Annotated in this window: 8 protein-coding genes, 3 rRNA genes, 1 pseudogene and 1 riboswitch; of the genes and pseudogenes, 1 reads left to right on the forward strand and 11 read right to left on the reverse strand. The window is 42.6% G+C overall.

All coding sequences use genetic code 11. From position 1 onward, the window contains the following. Window positions 1-14 precede the first annotated feature (14 nt). The 8 genes from purF to purE form a co-directional block, all read right to left on the reverse strand. Complete coding sequence (gene purF, locus MHH71_RS14295; RefSeq protein WP_018766468.1) at window positions 15-1,430, reverse strand: amidophosphoribosyltransferase; 1,416 nt, start codon at window positions 1,428-1,430, stop codon at window positions 15-17. Next, window positions 1,415-3,634, reverse strand: coding sequence for a phosphoribosylformylglycinamidine synthase II (gene purL / locus MHH71_RS14300; RefSeq protein WP_033798566.1), 2,220 nt, complete (start codon window positions 3,632-3,634; stop codon window positions 1,415-1,417). Before purL ends, purF begins: the two co-directional genes overlap by 16 nt. Then, entirely contained in the window at window positions 3,618-4,301 is a 684-nt protein-coding gene (gene purQ / locus MHH71_RS14305; protein WP_018766466.1) for a phosphoribosylformylglycinamidine synthase subunit PurQ, read from the reverse strand. Before purQ ends, purL begins: the two co-directional genes overlap by 17 nt. Beyond that, window positions 4,298-4,552, reverse strand: coding sequence for a phosphoribosylformylglycinamidine synthase subunit PurS (gene purS / locus MHH71_RS14310; RefSeq protein ID WP_000278826.1), 255 nt, complete (start codon window positions 4,550-4,552; stop codon window positions 4,298-4,300). Before purS ends, purQ begins: the two co-directional genes overlap by 4 nt. Further along, a complete protein-coding gene (gene purC / locus MHH71_RS14315; RefSeq protein ID WP_003194587.1) occupies window positions 4,545-5,264 on the reverse strand; it encodes a phosphoribosylaminoimidazolesuccinocarboxamide synthase in 720 nt (239 codons plus the stop codon). Before purC ends, purS begins: the two co-directional genes overlap by 8 nt. A gap of 89 nt (window positions 5,265-5,353) precedes the next feature. After that, entirely contained in the window at window positions 5,354-6,655 is a 1,302-nt protein-coding gene (gene purB, locus MHH71_RS14320) for an adenylosuccinate lyase (protein WP_018783509.1), read from the reverse strand. Then, entirely contained in the window at window positions 6,652-7,803 is a 1,152-nt protein-coding gene (gene purK / locus MHH71_RS14325; RefSeq protein WP_018783508.1) for a 5-(carboxyamino)imidazole ribonucleotide synthase, read from the reverse strand. Before purK ends, purB begins: the two co-directional genes overlap by 4 nt. After that, on the reverse strand, window positions 7,800-8,285 hold the full coding sequence (gene purE, locus MHH71_RS14330) for a 5-(carboxyamino)imidazole ribonucleotide mutase (protein ID WP_006093209.1): 486 nt from the start codon (window positions 8,283-8,285) through the stop codon (window positions 7,800-7,802). Before purE ends, purK begins: the two co-directional genes overlap by 4 nt. Window positions 8,286-8,395: 110 nt before the next feature. Then, a riboswitch (purine riboswitch) is annotated at window positions 8,396-8,497 on the reverse strand. Between the two features lie 421 nt (window positions 8,498-8,918). Here purE and MHH71_RS14335 point away from each other — a divergent pair. Beyond that, window positions 8,919-9,163 (forward strand): annotated as a pseudogene (locus MHH71_RS14335) (hypothetical protein). A gap of 43 nt (window positions 9,164-9,206) precedes the next feature. Here the strand turns inward: MHH71_RS14335 and rrf are convergent. The 3 genes from rrf to MHH71_RS14350 form a co-directional block, all read right to left on the reverse strand. Further along, window positions 9,207-9,322: ribosomal RNA gene (rrf, locus tag MHH71_RS14340) — 5S ribosomal RNA — on the reverse strand. A gap of 50 nt (window positions 9,323-9,372) precedes the next feature. Then, window positions 9,373-12,294 (reverse strand): 23S ribosomal RNA (locus tag MHH71_RS14345). A gap of 145 nt (window positions 12,295-12,439) precedes the next feature. Further along, window positions 12,440-13,991: ribosomal RNA gene (locus tag MHH71_RS14350) — 16S ribosomal RNA — on the reverse strand. The 16S, 23S and 5S rRNA genes sit together here, the layout of an rRNA operon. Window positions 13,992-14,118 lie beyond the last annotated feature (127 nt).

The following is a 14,118-nucleotide window of genomic DNA, read 5'->3' on the forward strand; positions in this document are numbered from 1 at the left end:
AGCTTCTCGCCTTTTTATTTCATACTTTCTAAAAGCTCTTGCTCATAATCATAAAGAGCTGTTGGATAATCTCCATTAAAGTAAGCCATACATAAGCCGCCGTATTTCCCTTCATATGGACGTCCAATTGCATCTACTAAGCCATCTTCACTTAAAAATGTTAAAGAATCTGCACCGATGATTTGACGTATTTCTTCTACAGAGTTATTTGCTGCAATTAATTCTTTTCTCGTTTGAATATCAATTCCATAGAAACATGGATACTTAAGTGGCGGAGAAGCAATTCTCACATGTACTTCTGTCGCTCCTGCCTCACGAAGCATGCGCACAATACGTTTACTTGTTGTTCCTCGTACAATGGAATCGTCAATCATTACAACACGCTTTCCTTCAACCACGCCTCGTACTGCTGAAAGCTTCATTTTTACCCCTTGCTCACGCAATTCTTGAGAAGGTTGGATAAAGGTACGACCAACGTAACGATTTTTAATTAATCCTAATTCGTATGGAATTCCTGTTGCTTCTGCATAACCGATCGCTGCCGAAATACTAGAGTCTGGAACACCTGTTACAACATCTGCTTCAATTGGAGCTTCCATCGCTAAACGTTTTCCCATATTTTTACGTGCTGCATGAACGTTAATGCCAGCAATATTAGAATCTGGACGAGCAAAGTAAATGTATTCCATACTACAAATTGCATGATCTACTTCGTTTGTAAAACGATCTACTTGAATACCCTCGTCATTAATGATAAGTAGTTCTCCAGGTTCTACATCACGAATGTATGTTGCACCAACTACATCAAAAGCACATGTTTCAGATGCTACGACATACGCATCCCCCATTTTCCCAATTGAAAGTGGTCGGAATCCATTCGGATCTAGTGCAACAATCATTTCGTTTCCTGTTAGTAAAAGATACGCAAATGCGCCTTTTACTTTGTTCAATGCATCTTTTACGCTCTCGATTAGTGAACCTTTTGTATTACGTTTAATTAAATGAAGCAGTACTTCTGTATCTGAACTTGTTTGAAAAATACTTCCTTCTGCCTCTAATTCACGGCGAAGCATTTTTGCGTTAATTAAATTTCCGTTGTGAGCTAACGCCATACTATGATCAGAGAAACGGAATAGTAATGGTTGCACATTTGCTACTTCACTTCCGCCTGCTGTCGCATAGCGCACGTGTCCAATTGCTGATTTTCCATTTAAGCCTTCTAGTTCACCTCTTGAAAACACTTCTGATACTAAACCTAACCCCTTATGGCCAACAATTTTCTCCCCGTTATTGACAACAATGCCCGCGCCTTCTTGCCCACGGTGCTGCAAACTATGCAATCCGTAGTACGTAACTTGTGCTGCATTTTCATGCCCCCAAATTCCGAAAACGCCACATTCTTCATTTAACCCCTTTATTTCAGCAAGCATGGGATTGCCCCTTTCCAAGCCTTTCTCATTTCATCAACATTTGCTATAAGTAATACTTCATTTTCTTCATTATGAATTGTTACTTCATTTGTATTTGTGACTTCTCCAACTTGAATTGCTTCTACTGATTTCTCAAACGCTTCTTGTTGTTCACGTTTTACTGTTACGACAAAGCGTGATTGTGATTCCGAGAATAATGCCGCTGTTGCTTCCCCATCTAATTTCACAGTAGCACCTAAGTGTTTCGCACCAATTGCACTTTCAGCAATCGCAACTGCTAATCCTCCTTCTGCAACGTCATGTGCAGATTGAACAAGTCCCGCTTGAATAGCTTCTAGTAATTGTTTTTGGCGTTTTAATTCTACTTCTAAATCGATGCTTGGTGATTGACCAAAGATTTTACCGTATACCATCTTTTGCAATTCACTTCCACCAAACTCAGCTTTTGTTTCACCAATTACATAAATAAGATCGCCAGCTTGCTTAAACTCTTGTGTTGTTACATGTTTTAAGTCATGAACAAGACCTACCATACCAACAGTCGGTGTTGGATATACAGCTTCACCGCTACGTTCATTGTACATTGATACGTTTCCGCCGATAACTGGAGTTTGTAATGTGCGACAAGCTTCACTCATACCATCTACTGACTTCTCAATTTGCCAGAAAATCTCTGGTTTTTCTGGGTTACCAAAGTTCAAGCAATCTGTAATTGCAAGTGGTTCTCCACCAGAACATACGATATTACGTGCAGCTTCTGCTACTGCAATTTTACCGCCCATTTCAGGATCTAAGTAAATGTAGCGAGAGTTACAGTCTGTTGTCATTGCTAATGCTTTCTCTGTACCACGTACACGTACAACTGCCGCATCTGATCCTGGTGTAACAACTGTGCTTGTGCGCACTTGATAATCGTACTGATCATATACCCACTCTTTACTTGCAATCGTTGGTTGTTGTAATAGAGCTAGTAATGTCCCTTTATAGTTATCTACTTTTGGTGTTTCCATCTTCATTTCTTGGAACTCTTTAAAGTACGCTGCTTCTTTTGAAGGCTTATGATAAATTGGTGCTTCTTCTGCTAATGCATCTGCTGGAACTTCCGCTACCATTTCACCTTTATGGAATAATCGAAGCATTTTATCTTCAGTTACTTTCCCCATCGTAACTGCCGCAAGTCCGTACTTTTCAAATAAATCTACAATTTCTTGTTCTCTACCTTTTTTTACCACAATCAACATACGTTCTTGTGATTCAGATAACATCATTTCATATGGTGTCATACCTGTTTCACGTTGTGGTACATCGTCTAAGTACATTTCAATACCCATTCCTGCTTTACTTGCCATTTCTGCAGAAGATGATGTTAAACCGGCAGCTCCCATATCTTGAATTCCGACAAGAGCATCAGATTGGATCAGCTCTAGGCATGCTTCAATAAGAAGTTTCTCCATAAATGGATCGCCTACTTGTACTGCTGGACGTTTTGCTTCTGAACTCTCAGATAGTTCTTCCGATGCGAAAGTTGCACCGTGAATACCGTCGCGTCCTGTTGAAGCACCTACGTACATAACCGTATTACCAGCACCGTGCGCTTGCCCTTTTTTAATATCTTCATGATTAATTAAACCAACGCACATTGCATTTACAAGCGGGTTGCCTTCATAACATGGATCAAACTGTACTTCTCCGCCCACAGTTGGAATACCGATGCAGTTACCATATCCTGCAATCCCTGCAACTACTTCTTCAAATAAATATTTTACGCGTGGTGATTGTAGTTCACCGAAGCGAAGTGAGTTTAATAATGCTACTGGACGTGCTCCCATAGAGAATACATCGCGAATAATACCACCAACACCCGTTGCCGCGCCTTGATATGGCTCAATTGCTGAAGGGTGATTATGACTTTCCATTTTAAATACAACCGCTTGGTTATCACCGATATCTACAATCCCTGCACCTTCTCCAGGTCCTTGTAGTACACGCTCTCCTGTTGTTGGAAACTTACGAAGAACTGGTTTTGAGTTTTTATAACTACAGTGCTCTGACCACATAACAGAGAAAAGACCTGTTTCTGTGTAGTTCGGCAAACGACCTAAAATCTTTTCAACCATGGCAAACTCTTCGTCTGTTAGCCCCATTTCCGCATATATACGTTCTTCTTTAATTTGTGTTGGATTTGGTTCAAGCATTAACGACATATGTTTCCCTCCAATGTTTCAAAATAGATTGAAAGACTTTTAAACCTTCAGCGCCGCCAAGCAATTCACTCACAGCACGCTCTGGATGTGGCATCATGCCAAGTACATTTCCTTTTTCATTTACAATACCTGCAATATCTGAAACGCTTCCGTTTGGATTGTCTACATAACGGAATGCAATTTGGTTCTTTTCTTCTAATTCTTTAAGAGTTGCTTCATCGCAGTAGTAATTTCCTTCGCCATGTGCGATTGGAATATCGATTACTTCACCCTGTTTATATTGCGACGTAAACATTGTTTCATTATTTTCCACACGTAACTGAACTGTACGGCACATAAACTTCAAGTTTTCATTTCGCATTAATGCACCTGGTAGTAATCCTGATTCAACTAAAATTTGGAATCCATTACATACACCTAAAATCGGCTTTCCTTGCTCAGCAGCTTTTTGCACTGCCTTCATTGCATTTGCAAAGCGAGAAATGGCACCACAGCGAAGATAATCACCGTAAGAGAATCCACCTGGTAAAAGAATTGCATCATACTCATCTAAATTCTCTGCATCATGCCAAACGTAGTCTACCTCTTCACCAAGCTCATCCTTAATTGCATGAAACATATCAACATCACAGTTCGAACCTGGAAAAACGATTACGGCAAATTTCACTGTGCGACAACCTCCTCAACTTCGTAACGGAAATCTTCCATTACAACGTTCGCTAATAGTTTTTCACACATTTCTTTTACCTTGCTATCCAGATCAGTTACTGATTTATCGATTGTTAACTCCATATATTTACCAATGCGGACATCTTGTACTTCTGTAAAGGAAAGACTGTGAAGAGCACCTTTCACTGCTGTTCCTTGTGGATCTAATACGCTCTCTCTTAATGTTACATATACCTTAACTTTATACATGTGAAGCTCCCCCTAAACGTTTTAAAATTTCTTCATATGCCTCTGTTAAATTGCCTAAATCACGGCGGAATACATCTTTATCAAATTTCTCATTGCTCTCTTCATCCCATAAACGGCAAGTATCTGGTGAAATTTCATCTGCTAATACGATTTCGCCTTCTTCTGTTACACCAAACTCTAATTTAAAATCTACTAATCTTACACGACAGCTTGCGAAGTGCTCAATCAATACTTGATTGATTTGTAGAGCTTTTTCTCTTAATGTACTTACTTGCTCTGGCGTTGCAACGTTTAATACGCGAATATGATCTTCTGTTACAAGCGGATCTCCTAAATCATCATCTTTGTAGTAAAATTCTACGATTGGTGCTGCAAGTACAGTTCCTTCTTCCATTCCTAATCGTTTTGAAAGACTTCCTGCAATTACGTTTCTTGTGACAACCTCTAATGGAATAATACTTACTTTTTTCACAAGCTGTTCTGTATCTGACAGCTTCTCAACAAAATGTGTTTTAATTCCCACTTCTTGTAACTTTCTGAATAAAAGAGTTGTAATCTCATTGTTCAGACGACCTTTTCCTGTAATTGTCGCTTTTTTCTCCCCATTGAAAGCAGTAGCACTATCTTTGTACTCTACCCAAACCATATCTGCTGCTTCTGTACGATAAATTCTTTTTGCCTTACCTTCATACAGCAATTCTAGCTTTTGCATTTCGCAAGCCCCCTGTAGTTTGAAAAATATGAATAATTTTTTTATAAAGAATGGCACAGAATGACTCTATTCTGTGCCATATAAAATTATCAGTTTAATCCAAGACGTTCAAAGATTGTATCAACGTGTTGTAAGTGATGCTCGTAGTTAAAGCATTCGTTGATTTCTTCTTGTGTTAATTTGCTTGTAATACGCTCATCTGCTTCTACAAGCTCCTTAAATTGTACTTGTGTCTCCCAAGCTTCCATCGCTTTAGGCTGTACGATATCGTAAGCTTCTTCACGTACCATACCTTTGTCGATTAGTGTAAGCATTACACGTTGAGAGTAAATTAAACCGTATGTTCTTTGCATATTGCGCTTCATGTTCTCTGGGAATACCGTTAAGTTTTTCACGATATTACCAAAGCGATTTAACATGTAGTTTAATGCGATTGTTGCATCTGGTAAGATAATACGTTCCGCAGAAGAATGTGAAATATCACGTTCATGCCATAATGGAACATTCTCGTAAGATGTCATCATATAACCACGGATAACACGAGCTAAACCAGTCATATTTTCAGAACCGATTGGATTTCGTTTATGTGGCATTGCAGAAGAACCTTTTTGTCCTTTCGCAAATGACTCTTCCACTTCACGTGTTTCACTCTTTTGTAAACCACGAATTTCGACTGCCATTTTCTCAATAGATGTTGCGATTAATGCAAGTGTTGACATGTAATGTGCATGACGATCACGTTGCAATGTTTGTGTTGAAATCGGAGCTGCTTCTAACCCTAAGTTTTCACAAACATATTTTTCTACGAATGGATTAATGTTCGCGTATGTACCAACTGCACCAGACAATTTACCAACGCGAACTGTATCAGCTGCTTGTTTGAAACGTTCTAAGTTACGTTTCATTTCTTCATACCAAAGACCAAGTTTTAAACCAAATGTTGTTGGTTCTGCATGAACACCGTGTGTTCTTCCCATCATAATTGTGTACTTATGCTCTTTTGCTTTGTTAGCTAAAATAGTAATGAAATTTTCTAAGTCGTTTAGTAGAATTTCATTTGCTTGTTTTAAGATATAAGATAAAGCTGTATCTACTACGTCTGTAGATGTTAAACCGTAATGTACCCATTTGCGTTCTTCACCTAATGCTGGTGTTTCTGATACAGCACGAGTGAAAGCAACTACATCATGACGTGTTTCTTTTTCAATCTCATAAATACGCTCCATATCGAATGATGCATGTTCACGAATTTTTTTCACATCTTCTTTTGGGATATCACCAAGTTCGGCCCATGCTTCACATGCTAAAATCTCAACTTCTAACCACGCTTTAAATTTGTTCTCTTCCGTCCAAATCGCACCCATTTCAGGGCGTGTATAACGACTAATCATCTTTTTCCCTCCAAAAGTTGTTCTTGATGGTCCCAAATATGCAATTCTTGCGCTTTGTCTAAAGCATCTTCAACATTTTCATTTAAAATATTTACATGCCCCATTTTACGCTGCAGCTTTGCTTCTTCTTTTCCATACAAGTGTAAATAGCACCCGGTTAATCTATTCACTTGCTTTAGGACCCCTTCTATATGTTCGCCTAAAATGTTTACCATGACAACTGGTTTTAACAAATTTGTTTCTCCTAGAGGTAAATTACAGATTGCTCGAATATGTTGCCCAAATTGACTCGTTTCGCATGCATCAATTGTATAATGTCCTGAATTGTGAGGTCTTGGTGCTAATTCATTAATATAAATCTCATCATCTGCCGTAGCAAACATCTCTACCGCTAGTGTTCCCACAAGCTGCAGTTCATCCGCTAGTACCTGTGCATATTCAATTCCTTTTTGTGAAAGCTCTTCTGTAATACGAGCTGGTACGATGGATTCATGTAAGATGTTATTAACGTGAATATTTTCAGCTACTGGAAATACCTTCGTTTCACCACTTACGCTACGAGTTACAATAACTGATATTTCTTTTTCAAATGGCACCCATTTTTCAAGAATACATTCAGCTTGACTGGCAAGCTCCCATGCTCTTACAACATCCGTCTCACTTCTTAAAACAACTTGCCCTTTTCCGTCATATCCTCCTGTTGTTGTTTTTAACACACAAGGAAAGGAAAGTTCCGTAATTGCTTCTAAAAGTTCATCTTGCTTCTTCACAAGTCTATATGGTGCTACTGGTAAACCAGCCTTTACGATTGCATTCTTTTCTGTAAAACGATTTTGCGTTTTGTTTAATAACTGACTGCCTTGTGGTAAATACGCATGTTTTTCAAGCCATTGTAAACATCTATAATCAATATTCTCAAATTCATATGTGACAACATCGCTTATTTCCGCTAAATGCTGAATCGCTTTCAAATCATCATAAGATGCAACAATTTCAATATCAGCAACTTGTGCACATGGTGAATGCTTTGCCGGATCTAGTACAGCAATTTTATAACCCATTTCCTTCGCTGCTAGCGCCATCATTCTTCCAAGCTGGCCACCACCAATAATGCCAATTGTTTTTCCCGGTAAAATGATTCTTGTCATACCAACTCACTACCTTCACGCACATTTTTCTCAATTGCTTCTCGTCTCAGTTCTAATGCATCATGTATGTCATCATGAAATGATCCAAGTATTTGTGCAGCAAGTAGTCCTGCGTTTGTTGAACCAGCCTTACCAATCGCAACAGTCGCAACTGGAACCCCTCCTGGCATTTGAACGATAGACAGTAAAGAATCTAAACCATTTAACGCTTTTGATTGAACAGGAACACCGATTACAGGAAGATTTGTCTTCGCCGCAACCATCCCTGGTAAATGAGCGGCTCCTCCAGCTCCAGCAATAATAACTTTTAACCCACGTTCACGAGCTGTTTCTGCATATTCAAACATATAATCTGGAGTCCGATGAGCGGATACAACTTTCTTCTCATACGGAATGTGTAATTCATCTAAAATGTCACAAGCATATTTCATTGTTTCCCAGTCTGACGTGCTTCCCATTATGATTCCAACTAGTGATTTCATATTAGAATCCCCCCGATTCAAATAAAAAAAGCCTGAAATAGAACAGTTTCTCTTTTACTATGAGAGAAAGCGCTCTACTCAGGCATACGTATCCCTTGTGAATAGAAAAATACCGAGTGACTTTCCCCCATAGTCTAACGAATAACGGTCGTTAGGTAGAGACTTGCAGGCCATATCCCCGCGATTATATGAGGTGCGATATAATATTGTTTCTATGGATATATTAACAACATTTCATAAGCCATGTCAACAAATAATCGAATGTTTTTTTATTAGTTATTGATATCGTTCGTGTTTTAGTTATATTCAAAAGAAGAAGTGAAAATATATGCAAGTGGGAAAGGGAATTAGGATAGGCGTATAAGATGCAATCATATGAAGATCTAGCCGTGTAGCGATAAAATACCTTAACCAGGATTTAATTGAATTTCATTTTCTAAATTTATCACAATAACAGTTATTTATTTTCAAATTCATACCATGTATAACCTTAGCATAAGAAGAAGTAATCAAATTAAGGTTTAAGTAATATCATTTTTTGTATATTTAAGTGAAGCTCATGATACTATTACTATAAGTTCACACTAATTTATAGGTGGATTAATTATGCAGAACCTTAATATATGATCATATTTGTTTTTTTTCATCGCAGTAACTGGTGCAATTATTGAATCTTCCTTTATAACATCTCACTTTTTCTACTATCATTACTTCAAACCTATACTGCTTATAGAAATAATTAGTCCCATTATCGGAACTATTCTAGGTTCGTTCGGAAAACCTGGAAAACCAAAACAAATCACTATTATTTTAAACAGCCTCTTCTTTTTTCTTTTTTAGCATTACTAAATTTATGGATTACTACATTTGGCAAATAAAAATGTATACAAAAAAACCTAAGTCGAAACGACTTAGGTTTTTGCTTGGCGACGTCCTACTCTCACAGGGACAAGGTCCCAACTACCATCGGCGCTAGAGAGCTTAACTTCCGTGTTCGGTATGGGAACGGGTGTGACCTCTCTGCCATCATCACCAAACTATTGAAGGTATATTCCTTCAAAACTAGATAACATTTGCTTCATATTATATGGTTAAGTCCTCGATCTATTAGTATTCGTCAGCTCCACATGTCACCATGCTTCCACCTCGAACCTATCAACCTGATCATCTTTCAGGGATCTTACTAGCTTACGCTATGGGAAATCTCATCTTGAGGGGGGCTTCATGCTTAGATGCTTTCAGCACTTATCCCTTCCGCACATAGCTACCCAGCTATGCCCTTGGCAGAACAACTGGTACACCAGCGGTGCGTCCATCCCGGTCCTCTCGTACTAAGGACAGCTCCTCTCAAATTTCCTACGCCCACGACGGATAGGGACCGAACTGTCTCACGACGTTCTGAACCCAGCTCGCGTACCGCTTTAATGGGCGAACAGCCCAACCCTTGGGACCGACTACAGCCCCAGGATGCGATGAGCCGACATCGAGGTGCCAAACCTCCCCGTCGATGTGGACTCTTGGGGGAGATAAGCCTGTTATCCCCGGGGTAGCTTTTATCCGTTGAGCGATGGCCCTTCCATGCGGAACCACCGGATCACTAAGCCCGACTTTCGTCCCTGCTCGACTTGTAGGTCTCGCAGTCAAGCTCCCTTATGCCTTTGCACTCTACGAATGATTTCCAACCATTCTGAGGGAACCTTTGGGCGCCTCCGTTACACTTTAGGAGGCGACCGCCCCAGTCAAACTGCCCACCTGACACTGTCTCCCGGGTCGATAAGACCCGTAGGTTAGAATTTCAATACAGTCAGGGCGGTATCCCACCAGCGCCTCCACCGAAGCTAGCGCTCCGGCTTCAAAGGCTCCCGCCTATCCTGTACAAACTGTACCAAAATTCAATATCAGGCTACAGTAAAGCTCCACGGGGTCTTTCCGTCCTGTCGCGGGTAACCTGCATCTTCACAGGTACTATAATTTCACCGAGTCTCTGGTTGAGACAGTGCCCAAATCGTTACACCTTTCGTGCGGGTCGGAACTTACCCGACAAGGAATTTCGCTACCTTAGGACCGTTATAGTTACGGCCGCCGTTTACTGGGGCTTCAGTTCAGAGCTTCGCTTACGCTAACCCCTCTCCTTAACCTTCCAGCACCGGGCAGGTGTCAGCCCCTATACTTCGCCTTACGGCTTCGCAGAGACCTGTGTTTTTGCTAAACAGTCGCTTGGGCCTATTCACTGCGGCTTTCCGTTAAGAAAGCACCCCTTCTCCCGAAGTTACGGGGTCATTTTGCCGAGTTCCTTAACCAGAGTTCTCTCGCACACCTTAGGATTCTCTCCTCGCCTACCTGTGTCGGTTTGCGGTACAGGCACCTTTTATCTCGCTAGAAGCTTTTCTTGGCAGCGGGGAATCAAAGACTTCGCTCCATAAGGAGCTTCCCCATCACAGCTCAGCCTTCACGATAAGCGGATTTGCCTACTTATCAGCCTAACTGCTTGGACGTGCACAACCAATCGCACGCTTCTTCTATCCTTCTGCGTCCCTCCATTGCTCAAACGATAAAGAGGTGGTACAGGAATATCAACCTGTTGTCCATCGCCTACGCCTGTCGGCCTCGGCTTAGGTCCTGACTAACCCTGAGCGGACGAGCCTTCCTCAGGAAACCTTAGGCATTCGGTGGACGGGATTCTCACCCGTCTTTCGCTACTCATACCGGCATTCTCACTTCTAAGCGCTCCACCAGTCCTTACGGTCTGACTTCACTGCCCTTAGAACGCTCCCCTACCACTGATACCATAGGTATCAATTCGCAGCTTCGGTGGTGTATTTAGCCCCGGTACATTTTCGGCGCAGAGTCACTCGACTAGTGAGCTATTACGCACTCTTTAAATGGTGGCTGCTTCTAAGCCAACATCCTAGTTGTCTAAGCAACTCCACATCCTTTTCCACTTAATACACACTTTGGGACCTTAGCTGGCGATCTGGGCTGTTTCCCTCTTGACTACGGATCTTATCACTCGCAGTCTGACTCCTAAGGATAAGTCATTGGCATTCGGAGTTTGACTGAATTCGGTAATCCGATGAGGACCCCTAGTTCAATCAGTGCTCTACCTCCAAGACTCTTACACTTAAGGCTAGCCCTAAAGCTATTTCGGGGAGAACCAGCTATCTCCAGGTTCGATTGGAATTTCTCCGCTACCCACACCTCATCCCCGCACTTTTCAACGTGCGTGGGTTCGGGCCTCCATTCAGTGTTACCTGAACTTCACCCTGGACATGGGTAGATCACCTGGTTTCGGGTCTACGACCACGTACTAAACGCCCTATTCAGACTCGCTTTCGCTACGGCTCCGCCTCTTCAGCTTAACCTCGCACGGGATCGTAACTCGCCGGTTCATTCTACAAAAGGCACGCCATCACCCATTAACGGGCTCTGACTATTTGTAGGCACACGGTTTCAGGATCTCTTTCACTCCCCTTCCGGGGTGCTTTTCACCTTTCCCTCACGGTACTGGTTCACTATCGATCACTAGGTAGTATTTAGCCTTGGGAGATGGTCCTCCCAGATTCCGACGGAATTTCACGTGTTCCGCCGTACTCAGGATACATTCAAGAGAGAACGAAGTTTCGACTACGGGGTTGTTACCCTCTGTGACGAGCCTTTCCAGGCTGCTTCGTCTACCTCGTTCCTTTGTAACTCCGTATAGAATGTCCTACAACCCCAAGAGGCAAGCCTCTTGGTTTGGGCTAGATTCCGTTTCGCTCGCCGCTACTCAGGAAATCGCATTTGCTTTCTCTTCCTCCAGGTACTTAGATGTTTCAGTTCCCTGGGTCTGTCTTCCTTACCCTATGTATTCAGGTAAGGATACCATACCATTACGTATGGTGGGTTTCCCCATTCGGAAATCTTCGGATCAAAGCTTACTTACAGCTCCCCGAAGCATATCGGCGTTAGTCCCGTCCTTCATCGACTCCTAGTGTCAAGGCATCCACCGTGCGCCCTTTCTAACTTAACCAAACTAAAATTAAAAAATATGAGCTACACTGTTATCTAGTTTTCAAAGAACATACATTTATTTCTGAGAGATAGTTCTCTCAAAACTGAACAAAACGAAACACGGAAACTTATATTGATGAACAGCGTTCATCAATTCTCCATAGAAAGGAGGTGATCCAGCCGCACCTTCCGATACGGCTACCTTGTTACGACTTCACCCCAATCATCTGTCCCACCTTAGGCGGCTGGCTCCAAAAAGGTTACCCCACCGACTTCGGGTGTTACAAACTCTCGTGGTGTGACGGGCGGTGTGTACAAGGCCCGGGAACGTATTCACCGCGGCATGCTGATCCGCGATTACTAGCGATTCCAGCTTCATGTAGGCGAGTTGCAGCCTACAATCCGAACTGAGAACGGTTTTATGAGATTAGCTCCACCTCGCGGTCTTGCAGCTCTTTGTACCGTCCATTGTAGCACGTGTGTAGCCCAGGTCATAAGGGGCATGATGATTTGACGTCATCCCCACCTTCCTCCGGTTTGTCACCGGCAGTCACCTTAGAGTGCCCAACTTAATGATGGCAACTAAGATCAAGGGTTGCGCTCGTTGCGGGACTTAACCCAACATCTCACGACACGAGCTGACGACAACCATGCACCACCTGTCACTCTGCCCCCGAAGGGGAAGCCCTATCTCTAGGGTTGTCAGAGGATGTCAAGACCTGGTAAGGTTCTTCGCGTTGCTTCGAATTAAACCACATGCTCCACCGCTTGTGCGGGCCCCCGTCAATTCCTTTGAGTTTCAGCCTTGCGGCCGTACTCCCCAGGCGGAGTGCTTAATGCGTTAACTTCAGCACTAAAGGGCGGAAACCCTCTAACACTTAGCACTCATCGTTTACGGCGTGGACTACCAGGGTATCTAATCCTGTTTGCTCCCCACGCTTTCGCGCCTCAGTGTCAGTTACAGACCAGAAAGTCGCCTTCGCCACTGGTGTTCCTCCATATCTCTACGCATTTCACCGCTACACATGGAATTCCACTTTCCTCTTCTGCACTCAAGTCTCCCAGTTTCCAATGACCCTCCACGGTTGAGCCGTGGGCTTTCACATCAGACTTAAGAAACCACCTGCGCGCGCTTTACGCCCAATAATTCCGGATAACGCTTGCCACCTACGTATTACCGCGGCTGCTGGCACGTAGTTAGCCGTGGCTTTCTGGTTAGGTACCGTCAAGGTGCCAGCTTATTCAACTAGCACTTGTTCTTCCCTAACAACAGAGTTTTACGACCCGAAAGCCTTCATCACTCACGCGGCGTTGCTCCGTCAGACTTTCGTCCATTGCGGAAGATTCCCTACTGCTGCCTCCCGTAGGAGTCTGGGCCGTGTCTCAGTCCCAGTGTGGCCGATCACCCTCTCAGGTCGGCTACGCATCGTTGCCTTGGTGAGCCGTTACCTCACCAACTAGCTAATGCGACGCGGGTCCATCCATAAGTGACAGCCGAAGCCGCCTTTGAATTTCGCACCATGCGGTGCAAAATGTTATCCGGTATTAGCCCCGGTTTCCCGGAGTTATCCCAGTCTTATGGGCAGGTTACCCACGTGTTACTCACCCGTCCGCCGCTAACTTCATAAGAGCAAGCTCTTAATCCATTCGCTCGACTTGCATGTATTAGGCACGCCGCCAGCGTTCATCCTGAGCCAGGATCAAACTCTCCAATAAAGTTAGTTTGTCTAGCATCTAAAATAAAAATTGACGTTTCACGTTGTTTGTTTCGTTCAGTTTTCAAAGAACTTGCTTGCCGCTCATTTGCGACTTCCTTATATTAACACTTTCATGTTTCAATGTC

It is taken from the genome of Bacillus sp. FSL H8-0534 (assembly GCF_038005885.1).
GTDB lineage: Bacteria > Bacillota > Bacilli > Bacillales > Bacillaceae_G > Bacillus_A > Bacillus_A pseudomycoides.